We start from the raw sequence: 19,507 nt of genomic DNA, 5'->3' as shown, positions 1-19,507 counted from the left end.
GCCGTGCACAGATCAACGGCCTCGCCCACCCTCCCTTCGGGCAGAACCCTCGGCCTCGGCCTCGCCCTGGTCGCCGCCGAAACCACCGCCAAGCAGCACTCAGTTCACTCGGGGTCCACCAGATCGCGGTACTCGACCCGGCCCTCGGCGACGGATTGCCTGGACGCAAGAAGTCGGCGAGAGTTCTCCGGCGACCGCATCAGGTACTCGGTCTCGTCCTGATCGGCAGTGCCCTTGACCAGGCGCAGCGCATGGCGACGCAGTTCCTCGACCTGGTCGGACTCCAGGTGCTCAATGATCTCGAAGAGGTCGCTGTAGTCGGGTGCGGTAGCCATCCGAACTCCTCCACTGGTCACTCATGCCGACGATGGCGCCGCCCCGAGCAGCCCGAGACGCAAAAGCGGCCGGCCACCACGGAGGCCACTGGGGCTACGGGCGGGTGCCGGCCTGGTCGACGACCGCGCGGGCGAGGACGGCCATCTGGCCGGTGATGTCGCCCTTCTTGAAGGTCGCGCCGTCGGTGACGGCGACGGTGCGCTCGCCGAGGAAGGTGTAGTCGGCGCGGTCGAAGATCCACTGAACCTCGGCCTTCCCGCCGCCGTCCAGGCGCGCGACCGCGATGCCGGGGCGGCCGGCCGCGTCGGTAACCGAGTCGATCACCGTGACGCCGGGGATCTTCGCGGCCGCCCGGTAGAGCGCGGCGCTGACGGCCGGTGGGGCGATCTGCTCGCGCAGGAGGTCGCCGACGGTCCTGAACGCCTCCTCGTCGGGGCCGGGCCCGTGGCCCGCGGTGTCCACGTGGATCCTGTCCAGCAGCGCGTCCGGGTCGGTCGGCAGGGCGGCGACGTAGGCGTAGCTGCCGATCCCGGTGAACGGCGCGGGTTCGGCTTCCCCGTGCTCGTCGCTTCCCCCGGGGTTCGGCAGGTGCCTGTCCAGGAGCAGCAGGTCCCGCCTGCTGCCGTCGACGGACCTCCAGAGCTCCCGGGTCCGCGGCGCCTCGCCCGCCGACCTCGCCCACTCGTCCAGGCTCTTCACGTAGACGAACTGGTCCCCGCGTGCGGCCGGGGCGGGCTGCTGTTCGGCGGCCTTCGCCGCGCGGTCCAGGACGACCGCCGCCACCGGTCGGCTGGGGTCCGCGCCACGCTCCGCCGGAACGCCGACCAGCACCAGGCCCAGCGCCAGGCCGCCCGCCAGGGCGGGCAGGGCCACCCAGCCGAGCCGGATCGGCCGGGGGGTGGTCACCGACCCGCGCGCGAACTCGCTCATCAGGTGCCCCCGCAGCTGCCGCCGGCGGTCGGCGGAGAGCCCCGGCCCCGTGGGCGTCGGCAGCAGTTCGTCCTCGTTCATCGGGTTCATCGGGTACTCCCAGGAGTCGTCGACCCGGCCGCTCCGCTGCGGCCACCCCGTACCTGTCCGGTGCCCGGCGGGAGTTCCCGCCCGCCCCGGAGCTCCTCGGCCGTCAGCGCGCGCAGCTTGGTACGGGCGCGCGAGAGCCGGGAGCGCACCGTGCCGATCGGCACCCCGAGTGCCTCGGCCGCGCTCGCGTAGTCCAGGCCCGCCAGGACGCAGAGGCCGAACGCCTCGCGCTCGGCCGTCCGCAGCCCGCCCAGCGCCCGCCGGACGGCGGCGAGCCGGGCGTCGTCGTCGAGCCGTCCGGCCAACTCCTCCGCGAAGTCGGGCAGGACGCCCCGGTCGGGCATCCGCGCCAGCGCCGCCCGGTGCCGCCGGGCGGCCCGGGTCGTGTTGCGCAGCACGTGGGCGGCTATCCCGAACAGCCAGGGCCGCACCGGCCCGTCGTCCTCCCGCAGCTTGCCGCGCAGCCGCCACGCTTCGAGGAACGTCAGCTGGACGACGTCCTCCGCCGCCGCCCGGTCCCCCACCACCCGCGCCGCGTACCGGTACAGGTCGTCCGCCGTCTCATCGAACAGCTCCCCGAAGGCCCACTGGTCCCCGCTCCTCAATCGCGCCCGCTGTGACAGTTCCACACCCCCACCTGTCCGCAGGCCCCGCCCGGTTCCCGACGGGCCGCCGAACCGGCCGGGAACCCCGGCCGGCTCTCAGGAGCAGTAGGTGCCGTGCTTGACCAGGGCGAGGGCGACGACCTTGCCCTCGGCCACGGTGAACTCGTAGAACCAGTCCGGGCCGCCGTTGCCGCTCTCGGCCGGGAGTTCGTAGGTGCCGCCCTCGGCCGGCTTGAGGTCCTTGCCCGCGTAGGCCTGCTTGAGCTGCTCCTCCGTCGAGCCGGCGCCGACGCCCTCGGCCGTCCTCGCCTCCGCGGGGGCGACCAGCTGACGCAGGCCCTTGGTGCCGAAGTTGACCCGGCCGGTGGCCCGGAACGCCTCGTCCCGGGCCTTGCGGGCGGGCCCGACGAGGTCCAGGTCCTTGTCGAGCGCGGTGATCTCCGCCTGGTCGGCGGCGTCCTGCCGGAGCTGCTCCTGGAGGCGGGCGCCGTGCTCCTGCATCTCCTTCAGCGAGGCCCCCGGCGCCAGCGGCGGAATCGTCTTCCGCTTCGCCCTGATCTCGTCGATCCTGGCCAGCGCCTTGTCGGCCTTCGCGTGGACGTCCGCCTCGGTCGCCATCCGGGCCTGGTCCGGAGCCGGGCCGCCCTTGTACGCGTAGTCGGTGCAGCCGTTGAGCACGGAGACCGGCGCGCTCTCCAGGGCCCCGGAGGCGAGCGCCTCCTCCTTGGTCATCGACAGCTGCAGTCCCCGGTAGCCGCCGGCGCCGAACGGCTGCGGCGGTGTGCCCGCCGCCGCGGCGCCGCCCTTGTCGCCCTCGCAGGCCGCCACCCCGGCTGCGACCAGAGCCATCGTCAGAACCGCTATCGCAGCACGGGTGTTGCGCGTCTTCCCCACCACGATCCCTCCCCTTCGTTGCTCGCACACAGTAGCGAACATCCGGGAAGAATTCACAGTGGGTTACCGAAAGGGAGGGAGGGCGGGCCCGCGCCGGTGACGCGGGCCCGCCCTCCCTTCCGTCCGACGACCGGTCAGCCGACCGGAGGCCGGGCGCCGAGACTGCGGGTGTAGTGGGCGGCGGCGATGACCGAGGCCATCAGCTCGGAGTCCAGGACCGAGGCGTCGGCCATCCGGGTGGCCGAGGCGTGCGAGGCGAGCAGCGTCTTGGTGACCCGCAGGGCGGCCTCGGGGCGGCGCGTGACGGGACGGGCCCACTCGGCCACCGCCTCGTCCAGCTCCGGCTCGGCGACGACGCGCTGCAGGATGGCGAGCTCCCGCGCCTCCACCGCGCCGACCGGGCGGCCGGTGAGGATGATCTCGCGGACCCGGGCCGCGCCGACCTCGTGCAGCAGGCGGGGCAGCAGCCCGCCCCAGGCGACGGGAAGTCCCAGGGCCAGCTCGGGCAGCCGGAAGACGGCGTTGTCGGCGCCGACCCGCAGGTCGCAGGCGAGCGCGAGGGCGAAGCCGGCGCCGGTCGCCCGGCCCTGCACCCGGGCGACGGTGACGGCGGGGCTGTTGGTGAGGGCCTCGCAGACCCGGCGGGCCCGGTCCCCGTAGCTGCGTATCCGGCCGCCGGTCGGGTCCTCGTCCAGGCCGGCGAAGAGCTCGTCGCGGTCGCCGCCGAGGCAGAAGTCCCGGCCGGCCGCGGACAGCACGATCACCTGCACGGCCGGGTCGGGTGCGGCGAGGACGGCGAGGAGCTCGTCCAGCATGGCCGAGGTGACGGCGTTGCCCGTCTCCGGGCTGTCCAGCTCGACGTGGAGCACCGCGCCCCGGAGCTCGGAACGGACCGTACGGGCCGGTGGCGCCGGCTCGGGCGCGGCCACAGAAGCGACGACGGGCTCGGGCGCGACGAAGGGCTCGGGGGCCGGGTCGGGCCCGGCGTACCAGGCGGTCGCCGCCGGAGGCTGCGGGACGTACGAGGGCTGCATCGCGTACGAGGGGCACCGGGGGGCCTGCGGGGAGACGTTCACGCGGCGACTCTCAGGGACGTCACCCGGTGGAACACCATCCGGGGCGCGTGCTCGGGCGGGCTCACCGCCCGCAGCGTCGGGAAGCGCTCCAGCAGCTGCCCGAGCAGGGCCCGCGCCTCCAGCCGGGCCAGGCCCGCGCCGAGGCAGTAGTGGGCGCCGCCGCCGAAGGTGAGGTGGGTGCCCCGGCGCAGCGGGTCGAAGGTGTGCGGGTCCGGGTTGCGGCGCGGATCGCGGTTGGCCGCGCCGTACATCACGTGGACCATGGTGTCCTTGGGGAGGAACACTCCGGCCAGTTCGGTGTCCTCGCCCGCGACGCGGCTGTTGACGCGGATCGGCGGGTCGTAGCGCAGCGCCTCGTCGATCACCTCGTCGATGTGCTCCGGGTTCGCCCGCAGCCACTCCCACCGGCCGGGCGTCCGCAGCAGCTGCCACACCAGCGAGGAGAGCAGCGTCGCCGTGGTCTCCAGCGAGGCGATGGTGACGAACATGGTGAGCTGGTAGACCATCCGGTCGGTGGCCTCACGGTCGGACTCCAGCGCGTCCCAGGTGCGGATCCAGCCGGCGATCACGTCGTCGCCGTCCTTCTCTCGGCGCTCCCGGACGAGCCGGGTGAAGTACTCGCGCAGCTCCATGGTGGCCTGCTCGGAGATCGCCAGCTGGCTCTTGGTGGGCAGCAGTTCCTGGGCGTGCACCTGGTTGTGGGTCATCGTCAGGATGTGCGGGTAGTCCGCCGGCGCGATGTCCAGCCAGCGCCCGATGGTGCCGATCGGCAGCTGCTCGCTGACCACGGAGGCGAAGTCCGCCTCGCCGTCGGTCCGTATTCGCTCGGCCAGGCGGTCGAGCAGCCCGGCCGCGTCGTCCTCGATGTCCGCCGCCATGGCCCGCAGGGTGTTCCGGTCGAAGAGGCTGCCGAGGCTGCGCCGCTGCCGGGTGTGCTCGGGGGCGTTCAGCCGGGAGAGCGTCCGGCTCATCTCCCGGGTGGCGACGGCCTCCCAGCGCTCCGTCCCGGTCTGCCGCTCCTGCCAGGCGAAGTCGGGGACGAGCCAGGTCCTGCCGCGCAGGACCTGGTCGCACGCCTCGTAGCCGGTGACCAGGTAGCCGCCCCAGGGCGCAGGGACGAGGTCACCGAGCGCCCGCAGCTCGTCGTAGACCGGGCTCGGGTCGGCGAGCCCCTCGGCCGACCGCAGCCTGCGCAGCAGCGGGACGGCGGCGCGTCGGTCGGCCCTTCCGTCAGCACGCTCCCACTCCGCGGGGCGGGCTTCCAACATGGCGGTCACACGGGCTCCTTCAACACGCGGGCGGGCAGTACGGCGGCGTACTACCCAGCAACAGCGCGCTCAAGCGTCGATCCGTGTTGCCCCTGTCACGTACCGCACCGTCGCCACACGCCGTTCACCCCGCGGTGACCGGACGACTTCCGGCGGCGAGACGGGCCGGGGCCCCGCGCGGGCGCGCCGGAACCCCTGGCCGCGGTGCCGGAACCCCTCACCGAACCCCAGGGACGTCTCAGAGCCGGAAGACGTCCAGGAAGGAGCTCCACCAGCCCTTCTTCTGCGGAGCCCTGGCCGGCGTGACGGGCCCGGCCTGCGGGTACGCCTGCGCCTGCTCAAGGCCGACCGGCGCCGGGGCCGGGACGGCGTCCGCGGCCGGGGCCGTCCCCACGGTGCGGGCGGCCACCGGGCTGAACCGCACCGGGAGCGAGACCAGGCCGCGCTGGAACGGGCCCGGGCGCCACTCCACGTCCTCCGCCGGCACCGCGAGCGTGACGTCCGGGAGCGCGTTGAGCAGGCACTCGATGGCGCTCAGGGCGATCAGCTGGGCCGGGGACTTGGCCGGGCAGGCGTGCGGTCCCGCACCCCAGGCCAGGTGGGCCCCCTTGCTGAGGGTCAGCCGCGCGTCGGTCAGCGCCGGGTCGCTGTTGGCGGCGGCGAAGCTGATCACCACCGGGCTGCCGGCGTCCATCGGGACGCCGCCCAGGTTGAGGTCCTGCATCGGGTAGTGCGTCGCGTAGTTGGCGATCGGCGGGTTGTTCCACAGCACGTCGTCGAGGGCGTCCTCGATGCGCAGCCCGGAGCCGCCCTCGCCGGACAGCAGCAGGAGCAGCGCGTTGCCTATCAGGTTGCGCTCGGGCTCGACGCCGGCGCCCATCAGCATGACCAGCTGGTCCTTGAGCTCCTCGTCCCGCAGGCCGGCCGGGTGCTGGATGAGCCAGGAGGTGATGTCGTCGCCGGGCTGGCGGCGCTTCAGCGCGACCAGGTCCATCAGGCAGGAGTTCAGCTCCTCGTTGGCCTGGATGACGTCGAGGCCGTCGAAGAGCGCGGACATGCTGCGGGTCAGCCGGTCGCCGATGTCGGCCGGGCAGCCGAACAGCTGGTTGAACAGCAGCAGCGGCAGCAGCTTGGCGTAGTCGTTGAGCAGGTCGGCCCGGCCCAGCGGACTGAACTGGTCGATCAGGTAGCCGGCGATCCGCTCGACGTGCCGGTTGAGCCGGCTGTCGTTGAGCCGCTCCAGGCTCTCGGTGACGGCCTTGCGCAGCCGCAGGTGCTCGGCGCCGTCCGTGAAGAGGCAGTTGGGCCGGTAGAACATCATCGGCAGGACGGGGCTGTCCATCGGCACCCGGCCCTCGTTCAGCGCCGCCCAGCGCCGCGAGTCCCGGGCGAACATCCCCGGGTTCTGCAGCACCCGCAGCGCGGCCTCGTGCGAGGTGACCAGGGTGGCGTCCACCCCCGGCGCCAACTCCACCGGCGCGGCCGGACCGTTGGCGCGCAGCCGGTCGTAGACCGCGCCGGGGTCGGCCGAGAACATCTCCCCGTAGAGCGGCGTGCTCACGCCGGCGTGCATCGGGCAGCCCGGCGGAGGCGACTGCGGGACGGGTCGCTGCAGAGATTCCATGGGTCGTTCCTTGGAGGTGGCCCCGGGCGGGTGCGGACCCGGGAGGGGGGAGGGGGAGGCGTGGGGGAGGTCAGGAGGCCCGGTCGAGCAGGTGCCGGACGAGCGTCAGCAGCGCGTTGGCCGAGGAGCGCTGGTCCCGCGCGTCGCAGAACACCACCGGGGTGTGCGGCAGCAGGTCGAGCGCCTCGCGCAGCTGGTCCTCGGTGTACTCGCTCTGCCGGTCGAAGCTGTTGACGGCCACCGCGTACTCCAGGCCGTACTGCTCGATCAGGTCGATGACGGGGAAGGTGTCCGCGAGGCGGGTCGGGTCGGCCAGCAGCAGCGCTCCCAGCGCCCCCCGCGCCATGTCCTCCCAGAGCTGCATGAACCGCTGCTGCCCCGGCGTGCCGAACAGGTACAGCACGAGGTCGTCGCCGAGCGTCAGCCGGCCGAAGTCCAGGGCGACGGTCGTGGTCTTCTTGTCCGGTGCGCCGCGGAGGTCGTCGACGCTGACGGACGCCTGGGTCATGCTCTCCTCGGTGCTCAGCGGCGCGATCTCCGACAGGGCCCCGATGAGCGTCGTCTTGCCGACCGCGAAGTGCCCGACGACCAGGATCTTGACAGCGGTCGTCACCGCGCCGGGGACGTAGATGTCCTCAGGCGAACCGGCGTTGAAGTCCATGCAGTACCTTCTCTAGAAGTCTCGGGTCCGGGGCCTGGGCCGGGGGCGGGGCCGACCGGCGCAGCAGCCGTCCCTCACGGATCAGGTCCGTCAGCAACAGCCTCACGACCCCGACCGGCAGCTCCAGCCGGGCCGCGACCTCGGCCACCGAGAGGTAGCCGCCGGAGCACAGCTCCCAGATCGCCCGGGTCTCCGGGCTCGGCAGGCCGGGGAGGTCCTGCCCGGGCCCGACGGTGACCAGGGTGATCAGAGACAGGTCGTCCGCGTTCGGTAACTCGCGCCCGCCGGTGATGACGTAGGAGCGGATGAACCCGCCCGTGACCCTCTGTTCCTCGCCGCCGACCGTCATGAGCCGCTGTACGTGCTCTGGCGCGGTGCCGCCGACATCGCCCGTCCGAGTGCGCCCACCTGCTGCTGCATCCGGAAGGACATCGCCTCCATGTCGACGTCCGGGGCGGTGGAGGCGGCCAGGTACGCGCCGCTGCCGGCCGCGATCAGGAAGATCCAGCCGTGGTCGTACTCCAGCAGGGTCTGGCGCCAGACCCCGCCGCCACCGCCGACGAACGGGGCGACCGCGCGGCTAAGCGACTGCATCGAGCTCATCGCGGCGGCGTTGGTCTCCGCCTCGTCACGGCCGATCTCGCTGGAGCGCTCGAGCAGGAGGCCGTCGGCGGAGACGAGGATGGCGTGCCGGGCGCCGGGTACCTGGAGTACGTCGTTGAGCACCCAGGAAAGATCACGGCTCACTGGATCTCGGTTCCTTCCGTGGTCATGGTGTTACGCCCGGACAGCGTGCCGCGCTGGAACGCGCCGAGGCGGGACGGCGTGTGCCGGCCGGTGCTCCGCAGCTCCTCCGGCCTGCCCGGGTCCTGCGGGGTGGGGACGACCGACACCGGGCGCTGGCGGCGGCGCCGGGGCAGCAGGCCGTCCGCGGTGGTCTCCGGCCCGGCCGCCGCCGCGTGCGGCGCCGGCACCGGGGCCAGCGGAGCCGTCGGCTCGGACAGCGACACGAGCCGCTGACCGGGGGCCTGCGCCCAGGCCTGCGCGGGCTGCTCCACCGGCGCGGCCTGGTAGTCGGTGTGCTCGGCGAAGGGCGGGGCCGCGACCTCGCTGCTGAGCAGCTCGGCCGGCAGCAGCACCACGGCCCGCACGCCGCCGTACGGGGAGACCGAGTCGACGGAGACGCGGAAGCCGTAGCGGGCGGCCAGCATGCCGGAGACGGCGAAGCCGAACTTCGGGGGGTTGCCCAGACTGGTGAGGCTGATCGGCGCGCCCGGGTTCAGGAGCAGCGAGGCGCGGTCCTTCTCCTCCTGGCCCATGCCGAGGCCGGCGTCGTCGATGATCAGGCAGACGCCGGTGGGGACGGCCTGGACGCTGACCTCCACCGGGGTGTCCGGGGCGGAGTAGTTGGTCGCGTTGGCGAGCAGCTCGGACAGCACGACGGCGACCGGCTCGACGACCTTGCTGGCGAGCGAGACGCTGACCCGGGAGTGGATCCGCACCCGGTCGAAGTGCCGGATCCGGCCCTGGGCGCTGCGGACCACGTCGTAGACCGAGGCGACGCTCTCGCGGCGGCCGAGCCAGCCGCCGCAGAGCACCGCGATGCCCTGGGCGCGCCGGCCGAACTGGCTGTTGGTGTGGTCGATCGTCATCAGGTCGGCGAGGATCTGCGGGCTGTCGCCGTACTTCCGCTGCACCTTGTCGATGACGACCTGCTGCTCGTCGGCCAGGCCCTGCAGCGTCCGCATCGCCGCCTTGAGGACGGCCTTGGTGTCCTCCTCGGCGTCCCGGCGGACGGCCGACAGCTCGGACGCGTGCTGGCCCTGCAGGCGGTCGTGCAGCACGGCGAATTCGTCGCGCTGCCGCTGGGCCGCGGCGCTCGCCTCCTCCAGGGAGGCGTTCTGCCGTCGCAGGGCGATGTTCGTCCTGCGTGCCTGGAGGGCCGCTCCGACGGCTGCGAGCATCACCACGATGAAGACCCAGAAAAAGGGTTCCTGCACAAATGACGTCATGAAACTCTCTTCAGGTGGCATCGCGTGGAGCCGGTCCGGGCCCCGAAGCGCGAATGGGACTGGCGGCCGGAACCTCCCCGAAAGGCACCTGATGTCACGTCACATCGAAGTGCGGTCCGGCACGAGACCTGCGGCAACGCCTATCGCGGAGTCAGCCTACTGCAACTCATGCCATGTCAGAACAGACGTCAAAAAGGGCAGTTGGGGCGAAATTCCACTATCCACTGAGAGCTCTGCTGCCAATTGGTGGAGTTTGTGATGCCGCGTTAACCACAGGGACACGTCTCCCGCACACCCCGGTTCACGCGCAGAGTGATTCGTTCGTCACCCTGCGGAATCCGGCGGCCGGTTCTGGCCTTTCCGGCCGCGCCCGTCCTCCGGGGCCGCACATGCCGAAGGGGCCCGCGTCCGTGGACGCGGGCCCCTTCGGTGCAGCCGTTCGTCAGCGCATCGAACCGGTGCGCAGCAGGGTGCGGATGACGCGCATCGCGACCGAGAGGCTGGACAGCTCGTAGTTGTCCGAACCCCTTATGTCGTCGAGGGTGGTCCGGGCGCGGTTCAGCAGGGTCGCATTGAGGTCGGCCCAGGCGTTGTAGCGCTCCTCCGGGGTGGCGCCCTCGGCGCCGCAGGCCAGGATGTCGGCGGTCAGCGCCGCGTGCGCCGCGAAGAGGTCCTCGCGGATCGCGGCCCGGGCCATCGACGACCAGCGGTCGGTGCGGGGCAGCTCGATGATGCGGTCGAGCAGGTGCGAGATCTGCAGCCGGTCGCCCAGGTCGTAGTAGAGGTCGGTGACCTCGGCGACGTCCTTGCCGGAGCGGTCCGCGACCTCGGCGATGTCCAGGGTCGGGAAGACCGAGGAGAGGCCGGCGATCCGGGTGGCCAGCTCCTCCGGCACCCCGGCCGCGGCGAGCTCGTCGTACACCGACTCGAACCAGGCCAGGTCCTCACCGCGCAGCGGCTTGGGCAGCGAGGCCCAGACCTGGTTGACCCGGTCGTGGAAGAACTCGATGGTGCCGGCGATGTCGAGCGGCTGGCGGCGGTTGTTGAGCATCCACCGGGTGGCGCGCTCGACCAGGCGCCGCGAGTGCAGCCGCATCTTGGTCTGGATCCGGGCCGGGACCTTGTTGTCCAGGTCCTCGATCTCGGCCCAGATCTGCTCCAGGTCGAAGACGGCCCGCGCGGCGGTGTGCGTCCGGGCGATCTCCTCGTAGGTCGCGCCGGTCTCCTCCTTCAGGCGGAAGGCGAAGGTGCAGCCACCGCGGTTGATCGTGTCGTTGACGATCAGCGTGGTGATGATCTCGCGGCGCAGCGCGTGGTTGTCGATCGCGTCGGCGAACCTCGCCCGCAGCGCGCTCGGGAAGTACTCGTGCAGCGAGGCGCGGAAGAACGGGTCGTCCGGCAGCTCGGTGGCGAGCAGCTCCTCGGCCAGGATGATCTTGGTGTAGGCGAGCAGGACGGACATCTCGGGCTGCGAGAGGCCGCGGCCGTTCTGCTGGCGCTCACGGATCTGGCGCTCGGTGGGCAGGAACTCCAGCGCGCGGTCCAGCTGGCCAGCCGACTCGAAGCGGTTGATCATCCGGGCGTGCACGTTGACCATGCTGTGCGCCTGGGAGACGGCGTTGGCCAGCACCACGTTCTGCGCGTAGTTGTTGCGCAGCACCAGGTGGCCGACCTCGTCGGTCATCTCGGCCAGCAGGGCGTTGCGCTGCTTGACCGTCATGTCGCCCTCGGCGACGACCTGGTTGAGCAGGATCTTGATGTTGACCTCGTGGTCCGAGGTGTCCACACCGGCGGAGTTGTCGATCGCGTCGGTGTCGATCCAGCCGCCGGTGCCCTCGGGACCGCCGGTGGCCGCGTACTCGATGCGGCCGAGCTGGGTGCAGCCGAGGTTGCCGCCCTCGCCGATGACCCGGGCCCGGACCTGCTCGCCGTTGACCCGGATGGCGTCGTTGGACTTGTCGCCGACCTCGGCGTTGGTCTCGGTGGAGGCCTTGACGTAGGTGCCGATGCCGCCGTTCCAGAACAGGTCGACCGGGGCCTGGAGCACCGCCCGCATCAGCTCGGCCGGGGTCAGCTTGGTCGCCTCGACGCCCAGGGCCGCACGGACCTGCGGGGTCAGCTGGATCGACTTCGCGGTGCGGGGGTACACCCCGCCGCCGGCCGAGATCAGCGACTTGTCGTAGTCGTCCCAGGAGCTGCGCGGCAGGTCGAACAGGCGACGGCGCTCGGCGTACGAGACGGCCGCGTCCGGGTTCGGGTCGAGGAAGATGTGGCGGTGGTCGAAGGCGGCGACCAGGCGGATGTGCTCGCTGAGCAGCATGCCGTTGCCGAAGACGTCGCCGGACATGTCGCCGATGCCGATGACGGTGAAGTCCTCGGACTGGGTGTCGACGCCGAGCTCGCGGAAGTTGCGCTTGACCGACTCCCAGGCGCCGCGGGCGGTGATGCCCATGCCCTTGTGGTCGTAGCCGGCCGAGCCGCCGGAGGCGAACGCGTCGCCCAGCCAGAAGCCGTAGGACTCGGCGACGCCGTTGGCGATGTCCGAGAAGGTCGCGGTGCCCTTGTCGGCGGCGACGACCAGGTAGGTGTCGTCCTCGTCGTGGCGGACCACGTCGGCCGGGTGCACGACCTCGCCGCCGACCAGGTTGTCGGTGATGTCGAGCAGTGCCGAGATGAAGGTCTTGTACGAGGAGACGCCCTCGGCCAGCCAGGCGTCGCGGTCGACCGACGGGTCCGGCAGCTGCTTGGCGACGAAGCCGCCCTTGGCGCCGACCGGGACGATGACGGTGTTCTTGACCATCTGCGCCTTGACCAGGCCCAGGATCTCGGTGCGGAAGTCCTCGCGCCGGTCGGACCAGCGCAGACCACCACGGGCGACCTTGCCGAAGCGCAGGTGGACGCCCTCGACCTGGGGCGAGTAGACCCAGATCTCGAACGCCGGGCGCGGGGCCGGCAGGTCCGGGATGGCCTTCGGGTCGAACTTCATCGACACGTAGGAGTGCCGCTCGCCGGAGGCGGCGCGCTGGAAGAAGTTGGTCCGCAGGGTGGCCTTGATGAGGTGCAGGAAGGAGCGCAGGATGCGGTCCTCGTCCAGCGAGACGACCTCGTCGAGGGCGCCGGACAGCTCCTCCAGGATGCCCTCGGTCAGCTCCAGGGCACCCGAACGGTGGCTCGGGCTCAGCCGGGCCTCGAACAGGTTGACCAGCAGGCGGGTGGTGTGGGTGTTGTTGCGGAGCGCGTCCTCCATGTAGTCCTGGGAGAACGTGGAGCCCGCCTGGCGCAGGTACTTGGCGTACGCGCGCAGCATCATCGCCTGGCGCCAGGTCAACCCGGCGGTCAGCACCAGCTCGTTGAAGCCGTCGTTCTCGGCCTTGCCGGTCCAGGTGGCGGCGAAGGTCTCCTGGAAGCGCTCGCGGGCCTCGTCGGTGAGCTCGGTGGCCTCGCGCAGCTTCAGGCCGAAGTCGTAGACCCACGCGGTGGTGCCGTCGGAGCGGCGCAGCGCGTACGGGTGCTCGTCCAGCACCTCGACGCCCAGGCGCTGGAGCACCGGCAGGACCTCGGTGAGCGAGATCGGGCCGCCGACCCGGTAGATCTTGAAGCGGCGCTCGTCGTCGCCGGCGCCGACCGGCTGGTACAGGTTCAGGCGGAAGTCGCCCTCGCCGTGCAGCGACTCGATCTGCTTGATGTCGGCGACGGCGGTCCGCGGCGGGAAGTCGGCGCGGTAGCCGTCGGGGAAGGCGTTGGCGTACTTGTGGCCGATCTCGGCGGCCTTCTCCTCGCCCAGCTCGATGTGCAGCTGGTCGTGGAAGCCGTCCATCCAGAACCGGGCGGCCTCGGCCAGGCGGTTCTCGATCCGCTCGATGTCCGTCTCGGTGAGCTGCGGCAGCTCGGTGCCCGGAGCGACCCGGACCACGAAGTGCAGGCGGGTCAGCACCGACTCGGTGGCGTACACCGTGTAGTCGATGGTGGCGCCGTTCAGCTCCTCCTTGAGGATGTCGGTGATCAGCAGCCGGATACGCGTGGTGTAGCGGTCGCGCGGCAGGTAGATGAAGGCCGAGAAGTAGCGCCCGTACTCGTCCTGGCGCAGGAAGAGCCGCAGCTTGCGGCGCTCCTGGAGGTAGAGCACGCTCGTCGCGATGGAGAGCAGCTCGGAGGCCGGGGTCTGGAAGATCTCGTCCCGCGGGAAGGTCTCCATGATCTGGAGCAGGTCACGGCCGTCGTGGCTCTCGCTGGAGAAGCCGGAGTCCTCCAGGACCGCCTGGACCTTGCGGCGCACGACCGGGATGCGGGTGACCGACTCGGTGTAGGCGGCGGAGGAGAACAGGCCGAGGAAGCGGCGCTCGCCGATCGGCTCGCCGGCGGCGTTGAACTTCTTCACGCCGACGTAGTCCAGGTAGGCCGGGCGGTGCACGGTGGCACGGCTGTTGGCCTTGGTCAGGACGAGCAGCTTCTTCTCGTGGGCCTTGGCGCGCACCGGCGCGGAGAGCCGGCCGAAGGCCTCGCTGACCGCGTGGTGGGCGTCGTCGTGGCTGTGCGGGTCGGAGCGCAGGATGCCGAGGCCGGTCCCGGCGACGGCCTTGAGGACCTCCTCGCCCTCGTGCTCGACCAGGTCGTACTCGCGGTAGCCGAGGAAGGTGAAGTGGTCGTCGGCGAGCCAGCGCATCAGCTCCCAGGCCTCGCCGACCTCCTGCTCGGGCAGGCCGGCCGGGGGCTCCTCGGCCAGCTCGTCGGCCAGGCGCAGGGCGCTCTCGCGCATCTTGCCCCAGTCCTCGACGACCTCGCGGACGTCGCCGAGCACGCGGCGCAGGTCGGCCTCGATGGAGCGCAGGTCCTCGCGGTCGGTCTCGCGGTCGATCTCGATGTGCATCCACGACTCGACGGTCGCGTCGGCGGGCCACTCGGTGCCGGCGGCCTGGCTGCGGGAGCACGCGTCGACGTCCAGGATCTCCAGCAGCTTGCCGGTGATGTCACGGCGGACGACCAGCTGGGGGTGGATCACGATGTGGATCGCGCGGTCCTGGCGGGACAGCTCGTTGGTGACGGAGTCGACCAGGAAGGGCATGTCGTCGGTGACGACCTCGACCACGGTGTGGCCGCAGGACCAGCCGTTCTCCTCGACCGAGGGGGTGTGCACCCGCACCTCGGCGGTGCCCTGCGGGCGCTTGAGGCCCAGGCGGTAGTGGGAGGCGGCCGCGCCGTACACGTCGACCGTGTCGCGGTCGACCAGGTCCTCCGGCGCGGTGTGGAGGTAGTAGTGGTGCAGGTACGCGGTCAGAGCGCCGTTGCTCAGACCCTCCCCCGGCGCCGCTCCCCCCACCTGGCTGTTCTCAGCGGCTGCGGCTGCCTTCTTGAGCAGTTCGGCCTTGGCTGCGTCCAGCTTGGTCTGCATGACTTCTTGGCTCCTGTCGCGCGCCGTTGCGTGACTCGGTGGTGTGTGGATGTACACCGACGGGTCACCGCAATCCTGCCGCACCATCCGACTGAAAGGGGCTCATGGCACGCATGAAACGCCCGCCCAGCGGGTAGGACGACTCATTCGCCTTGCAAGCCACCCGACGACGCCAGCCAGCCTAACCGGATCAATCGAAGGTGGACAGGGACAGGTAGGCGCAAACCCACAGGAAGTCGCGTCCGTCCTGGACAGCATGTCCAAACCGGAGCCTGATGTTCACTCTCAGCCCATGTGGGGGTGGCCGTGGTGGGTGGGGGGGACGAAGGTCTCCTTGATCGACCTCGCCGAGGTCCAGCGCAGCAGGTTCTGCGCGGCGCCCGCCTTGTCGTTGGTGCCGGAGGCCCGGCCGCCGCCGAAGGGCTGCTGGCCGACGACGGCCCCGGTGGGCTTGTCGTTGATGTAGAAGTTCCCCGCGGTGAAGCGCAGCTCCTCGACGGCCTGGGCGATGGCGTAACGATCCTGCGCGATCACCGAGCCGGTCAGCCCGTACGGGGCGCCGGCGTCGACCCGGCGGAGCACGTCGTCCCAGCGGGAGTCCTCGTAGACGTGGACGGCGAGGATCGGGCCGAAGTACTCGGTCCGGAAGATCTCGCCGCGGTGGTCGGAGGAGACCAGCACGGTCGGCCGGACGAACCAGCCGATCGCGTCGTCGTACTGCCCGCCGGCCGCCAGTTCGATCGTCGGATCGGCCTTCGCCCGGTCGATGGCGTCCCGGTTCTTCTCGAAGGCGCGGCGGTCGATCAGGGCGCCCATGAAGTTGGACAGGTCGGTCACGTCGCCCACCGCGAGCGCGTCCACCTCCGCCAGGAAGTCGTCCTTGATCCTCTGCCAGAGGCTGCGCGGCAGGTAGGCGCGGGAGAGCGCCGAGCACTTCTGGCCCTGGTACTCGAAGGCGCCGCGGATCAGCGCGGTCCTGAGGACCTCCGGGTCGGCCGAGCGGTGGGCCAGCAGGAAGTCCTTGCCACCGGTCTCGCCGACGATCCTCGGGTAGGCGCGGTAACCGCCGATGTTGGCGCCGATGGTCTGCCACAGCGACCGGAAGGTGGCCGTGGAACCGGTGAAGTGCAGTCCGGCGAACGCCGGGTCGGCCAGCGCGACCGGGGAGACCTGGAGGCCGTCGCCGGTCACCATGTTGATCACCCCGGGCGGCAGCCCGGCCGCCTCCAGCAGCCGCATCAGGTGGTACGCGGCCAGGGTCTGGGTCGGCGCGGGCTTCCAGACCACGGTGTTGCCCAGCAGCGCGGGGGCGGTGGGCAGGTTGCCGGCGATCGCGGTGAAGTTGAACGGGGTGATCGCGTAGACGAAACCTTCCAGCGGGCGGTGGTCGGTGCGGTTCCACACTCCGGGTGAGGAGATCGGCTGGTCGGCCAGGATCTGCCGGGCGAAGTGGACGTTGAACCGCCAGAAGTCGATCAGCTCGCAGGCGGAGTCGATCTCGGCCTGCTGCGCGGTCTTGGACTGGCCGAGCATGGTGGCCGCGTTGAGCGTCTCCCGCCAGGGGCCGGCCAGCAGGTCGGCGGCGCGCAGGAAGACCGCCGCGCGGTCGTCGAAGGAGAGCGAGCGCCACTGCCGCCCGGCGGCCAGCGCCGCGTCCACCGCCGCCCGGGCGTCCTCCCGGGTGGCGTTGCCGAGCACGCCCAGCTTGGCGGCGTGGTGGTGCGGCTGGACGACGTCGATCCGCTCGCCGCCGCCGAAGCGCTGCTCACCGTTGATGGTCATCGGCAGCGGGACCTGCTCGGCGGCCAGCTCGTCCAGCCGTCGCACCAGCCGGTCCCGCTCCGGGCTGCCGGGCGCGTACGCCCGCACCGGCTCGTTGACCGGGACCGGCACCTCGGTGACTGCGTCGATGGGCATGGCGGCTCCGTCCTGGCGGCTGGTCGGGTGTGACACCAGCCTGACCAGCCGGAGCCCGATCCGCCCGCTCAGACACGCGGACGGCGGACGTGGCGCCTGCCACGTCCGCCGTCCGCGGGCAGCCCCCGCGCGCTCAGCCGCTGAGCCGGCCGGCCAGCTCCACCGCCTCGGCCAGGCTGTCCACCACCGGGACGCCGACCGGCTCCAGCTTCTCCCGGGTGTGCGAACCGCCGGTGTAGAGCACCGCGCGGGCGCCCGCGGCCAGCGCCGCCAGGGCATCGTCCGCTGCGTCGCCGATCAGCACCGTACGGGCCGGGTCCACCCGCTCGCCGAGCGCGGCCAGGTGCCGGGTCAGGTGCTCCGCCTTCTGGCCGCCGGACGGGCCGCTGCGGCCGTCCACCCGCAGGAACCCGCCGGTCAGGCCGAAGGTGTCGACCAGCGGCACCAGCCTCTCGTGCTCGTACATCGACAGCAGCGACTGGCTGTTCCCCGCGTCCCGCCAGCCGTCCAGCAGCTCGCGCGCGCCCTCGGTCAGCCCGCAGGCCCGGCTGAGCTCCCGGTAGCTGTCGTGGAACGCGTCGTCGAGCCGCAGCCACTCCTCCGTGGAGGGCATCCGGCCGAGCAGGCGCTCGTAGAAGCGGGGGATCGGGATCTCGTACTGCTCGCGGTACTCCTGGAGGCTCATCGGCCCGATGCCGATGGTCGCGAACGCGGCGTTGCTCGCCCCGAGCACGGCCTCCATGTCGTGGAAGAGCGTGCCGTTCCAGTCCCAAACGATGTGAGTGCGCACGGGGTGAAACGGTAACCCGGACGGGCGACACGCCGGTAGGGCGGAACTCACGCGAGCAGGGCGGGGATCTCCTGGGTCGCGTACCAGAGCAGGTCGTGGTCCTCGGCGCCGTCCACGGTGAACTGGGCGTCCTGGTCGCCCGCGTCGGCCGCGGCCACCGCCGCCACCGCCGCGGCGACGTCCGTGACCACCTCGTCGTCGGCCACGTCGGCGTGCACCGCGGCCGCCTTGGCCAGCCGCACCGGGCCGGCCAGCACCACCCGGCCGAGCGAGGCCTGGTCCTGGTACTCGTCACCCGGGAAGGGCCGCACCGACGCGTCGGCCACGTCCAGCGCCACCACGACCCGGCGGCACGGGGCCTGCGGGTCGGCGGCCAGCAGCCGCAGCGAGGACTGCGCGGCCCGGTTGAGCGCCGCGTACTCCAGCTCCTCCAGGTCGTCGCTGACGTACCACTCGCGCAGCGCGGGCGTCACGGCGTACGCGGCGGACTGCTCCAGGGCGCCGCCCTCGTGCGCCGCCGCCAGGCCGGTCAGGGTGGTGGGCACGTACACGCGCATCGGTGGCACTCTCCGGTTCGTCCAGCGGGGTTCGTCCAGCGGCACAGATTGTCCAGCGCCCCAAGAATAAGCGCCGCGGGGACGCCCGTGATCACCTCCGGTCCGGAGGCGGGCGCTCGCGGCGAGGACCGCGCCCGCCGAGGTGCCGAGCAGGACGCCGGCCCCGTCGGGCCGCCCTCCGGTGGCCTCCTCGACGGCGCACGGCGCGCCGACCGTCCAGGCCGCGCCGGCATCCCGCCGCCGCCCAGCACCAGGCCGTACCGGGGAGCCCCCGCGGCGGGCGGGGCGGTGCCCGCGGCCGCCGGGGCCGGCGTCACCCGTGTCGTCGTACCGGCCGCCCCTCGTCGTGGGAGCCCGGCCGTCCGCTCCCGGTCAGGCTCCGATGGTGCGCGCCGGGCCGGTACGGCGCGATGCGGCGGCCGGGTGCCGCCACCCGGTCCGCCCAGCCGGAGCGTCCCCTTTAGGACCGTACGGGCCGTCCCCGCACGTCAACCGGGCGCCCGCGGACGGCCCGTCCGCCCCGTCGCCGCACTGGCCGCCTCACCCGGATAGGTGAATTCGAAAGCCCGCCCCCACCGGCCCGGAAACCCGTTGCCGCCGCGCGCGGGACACCTCCAGCCTGATCCCGTCCGTACCCGCACCACCCAATCCAGGAGCCACCACCGTGACCGTCCGCTGCACCGCCCACCCCACCGCCCGCCCCAGCGTCCAACCCATCGCCCGGCCCACCGCCCACCTCGGCTCCGACCTCGACGCCCGGCTCACCGCCCGCCCCAGCGTCCAGCCCACCGCCCGGCCCACCGCCCACCTCGGCTCCGACCTCGACGCCCGGCTCACCGCCCGCCCGCACCGCCGACCGCGCGGCGCCACCGGCTGCGACCCGGCCGGCCGTCGGCCGCGCCACCCGCGCTCCGCCTGCACCGGCGCGCCCGCGCCCGGGCCCGACCCCGGCGCGCTGGCCGCCCGCTTCGCCCACCGGCTGGTCGAGGTGCTCACCGGCGCCCGGCCCTCCGGCCAGCTGGCGCGGCACACCAGCCTGGCCGGCTACGGGCAGCTCGCCTCACTGGTCCGGGCCGGCGCCCTGCGCCGCGGGGGCCCCGCCGACCGCCCCCGGCTCGGGCCGGTGCACGACCGCTCGCCCTCCCCGGACGCGGTCGAGGCCTGCGTGCGGGTCGACCTCGGCCGGCGGCACCACATGGTCGCTTTCCGGCTGGAGCAGCGCGGCCCGGCCGGGCAGTGGCAGTGCACCGCCGTGGAGGCCCGGTGAGCACCCCGTCGCAGCCCCGGCGGTACGGAACGGCGCAGGGCGCCGTCCCGGTCCGGGAACGGCGCCCTGCGTGGCGTCCTGACTGGTGTCC

16 protein-coding genes are annotated in these 19,507 nt (G+C 72.5%); 1 reads left to right on the top strand and 15 read right to left on the bottom strand.

Features of this window, described 5'->3' with window-relative positions; genetic code table 11:
• Positions 1–104: 104 nt before the first annotated feature.
• The 15 genes from ACWDBB_RS32840 to ACWDBB_RS32770 all read right to left on the bottom strand — a co-directional run bounded on the left by ACWDBB_RS32840 (position 105) and on the right by ACWDBB_RS32770 (position 18,149).
• Positions 105–335, bottom strand: a complete 231-nt coding sequence (locus ACWDBB_RS32840; RefSeq protein ID WP_449793052.1) for a hypothetical protein — start codon at positions 333–335, stop codon at positions 105–107.
• Between the two features lie 94 nt (positions 336–429).
• Entirely contained in the window at positions 430–1,356 is a 927-nt protein-coding gene (locus ACWDBB_RS32835; RefSeq protein ID WP_449793051.1) for a CU044_5270 family protein, read from the bottom strand.
• Positions 1,353–1,985, bottom strand: a complete 633-nt coding sequence (locus ACWDBB_RS32830; RefSeq protein ID WP_449793050.1) for an RNA polymerase sigma factor — start codon at positions 1,983–1,985, stop codon at positions 1,353–1,355. The genes ACWDBB_RS32835 and ACWDBB_RS32830 overlap by 4 nt, the downstream gene beginning before the upstream one ends.
• Before the next feature lie 72 nt (positions 1,986–2,057).
• A complete protein-coding gene (locus ACWDBB_RS32825; RefSeq protein WP_449793049.1) occupies positions 2,058–2,810 on the bottom strand; it encodes a hypothetical protein in 753 nt (250 codons plus the stop codon).
• Between the two features lie 179 nt (positions 2,811–2,989).
• Positions 2,990–3,931, bottom strand: a complete 942-nt coding sequence (locus tag ACWDBB_RS32820; RefSeq protein WP_449793048.1) for an enoyl-CoA hydratase/isomerase family protein — start codon at positions 3,929–3,931, stop codon at positions 2,990–2,992.
• Positions 3,928–5,199, bottom strand: a complete 1,272-nt coding sequence (locus ACWDBB_RS32815) for a cytochrome P450 (protein WP_449793056.1) — start codon at positions 5,197–5,199, stop codon at positions 3,928–3,930. Before ACWDBB_RS32815 ends, ACWDBB_RS32820 begins: the two co-directional genes overlap by 4 nt.
• A gap of 238 nt (positions 5,200–5,437) precedes the next feature.
• The gene (locus tag ACWDBB_RS32810) at positions 5,438–6,823 is read right to left on the bottom strand and encodes a cytochrome P450 (RefSeq protein ID WP_449793047.1); all 1,386 of its coding nucleotides are present in this window, start codon (positions 6,821–6,823) and stop codon (positions 5,438–5,440) included.
• Positions 6,824–6,893: 70 nt separating this feature from the next.
• A complete protein-coding gene (locus ACWDBB_RS32805; protein WP_402407016.1) occupies positions 6,894–7,484 on the bottom strand; it encodes a GTP-binding protein in 591 nt (196 codons plus the stop codon).
• Positions 7,459–7,833 carry a DUF742 domain-containing protein gene (locus ACWDBB_RS32800; protein WP_449793046.1) on the bottom strand — a complete coding sequence of 125 codons (375 nt, stop codon included), beginning with the start codon at positions 7,831–7,833 and terminating at the stop codon, positions 7,459–7,461. The genes ACWDBB_RS32805 and ACWDBB_RS32800 overlap by 26 nt, the downstream gene beginning before the upstream one ends.
• The gene (locus ACWDBB_RS32795) at positions 7,830–8,231 is read right to left on the bottom strand and encodes a roadblock/LC7 domain-containing protein (protein ID WP_392880879.1); all 402 of its coding nucleotides are present in this window, start codon (positions 8,229–8,231) and stop codon (positions 7,830–7,832) included. The genes ACWDBB_RS32800 and ACWDBB_RS32795 overlap by 4 nt, the downstream gene beginning before the upstream one ends.
• Positions 8,228–9,496 (bottom strand): ATP-binding protein, encoded by a 1,269-nt coding sequence (locus tag ACWDBB_RS32790; RefSeq protein ID WP_449793045.1) that lies wholly within the window; start codon positions 9,494–9,496, stop codon positions 8,228–8,230. Before ACWDBB_RS32790 ends, ACWDBB_RS32795 begins: the two co-directional genes overlap by 4 nt.
• A 442-nt stretch (positions 9,497–9,938) precedes the next feature.
• Positions 9,939–14,885, bottom strand: coding sequence for an NAD-glutamate dehydrogenase (locus ACWDBB_RS32785; RefSeq protein ID WP_449793044.1), 4,947 nt, complete (start codon positions 14,883–14,885; stop codon positions 9,939–9,941).
• 285 nt (positions 14,886–15,170) lie between these two features.
• Positions 15,171–16,796, bottom strand: coding sequence for an L-glutamate gamma-semialdehyde dehydrogenase (pruA, locus tag ACWDBB_RS32780; RefSeq protein WP_449793055.1), 1,626 nt, complete (start codon positions 16,794–16,796; stop codon positions 15,171–15,173).
• A gap of 139 nt (positions 16,797–16,935) precedes the next feature.
• Positions 16,936–17,592, bottom strand: coding sequence for an HAD family hydrolase (locus tag ACWDBB_RS32775; RefSeq protein WP_449793043.1), 657 nt, complete (start codon positions 17,590–17,592; stop codon positions 16,936–16,938).
• 47 nt (positions 17,593–17,639) lie between these two features.
• Positions 17,640–18,149: a DUF6912 family protein gene (locus ACWDBB_RS32770; protein WP_392880869.1), complete on the bottom strand. Its 510-nt coding sequence runs from the start codon at positions 18,147–18,149 to the stop codon at positions 17,640–17,642.
• Positions 18,150–18,813: 664 nt separating this feature from the next.
• Here ACWDBB_RS32770 and ACWDBB_RS32765 point away from each other — a divergent pair.
• Positions 18,814–19,416 (top strand): Rv3235 family protein, encoded by a 603-nt coding sequence (locus ACWDBB_RS32765; RefSeq protein WP_449793042.1) that lies wholly within the window; start codon positions 18,814–18,816, stop codon positions 19,414–19,416.
• Positions 19,417–19,507 lie beyond the last annotated feature (91 nt).

It is taken from the genome of Kitasatospora sp. NPDC001095 (genome assembly GCF_053598615.1).
Note: the sequence above shows the minus strand (reverse complement) of the source record. Positions and strands in the feature narration are given on the sequence as shown.

What these genes read in the sequence shown, in the direction of transcription:
- ACWDBB_RS32785 (WP_449793044.1), bottom strand. Translation starts at nt 14,885, where the DNA reads ATGCAGACCAAGCTGGACGCAGCCAAGGCCGAACTGCTCAAGAAGGCA.
- ACWDBB_RS32825 (WP_449793049.1), bottom strand. Translation starts at nt 2,810, where the DNA reads ATGGCTCTGGTCGCAGCCGGGGTGGCGGCCTGCGAGGGCGACAAGGGC.
- ACWDBB_RS32800 (WP_449793046.1), bottom strand. Translation starts at nt 7,833, where the DNA reads ATGACGGTCGGCGGCGAGGAACAGAGGGTCACGGGCGGGTTCATCCGC.
- ACWDBB_RS32815 (WP_449793056.1), bottom strand. Translation starts at nt 5,199, where the DNA reads ATGTTGGAAGCCCGCCCCGCGGAGTGGGAGCGTGCTGACGGAAGGGCC.
- ACWDBB_RS32810 (WP_449793047.1), bottom strand. Translation starts at nt 6,823, where the DNA reads ATGGAATCTCTGCAGCGACCCGTCCCGCAGTCGCCTCCGCCGGGCTGC.
- ACWDBB_RS32840 (WP_449793052.1), bottom strand. Translation starts at nt 335, where the DNA reads ATGGCTACCGCACCCGACTACAGCGACCTCTTCGAGATCATTGAGCAC.
- ACWDBB_RS32835 (WP_449793051.1), bottom strand. Translation starts at nt 1,356, where the DNA reads ATGAACCCGATGAACGAGGACGAACTGCTGCCGACGCCCACGGGGCCG.
- ACWDBB_RS32770 (WP_392880869.1), bottom strand. Translation starts at nt 18,149, where the DNA reads ATGCGCGTGTACGTGCCCACCACCCTGACCGGCCTGGCGGCGGCGCAC.
- ACWDBB_RS32790 (WP_449793045.1), bottom strand. Translation starts at nt 9,496, where the DNA reads ATGACGTCATTTGTGCAGGAACCCTTTTTCTGGGTCTTCATCGTGGTG.
- ACWDBB_RS32805 (WP_402407016.1), bottom strand. Translation starts at nt 7,484, where the DNA reads ATGGACTTCAACGCCGGTTCGCCTGAGGACATCTACGTCCCCGGCGCG.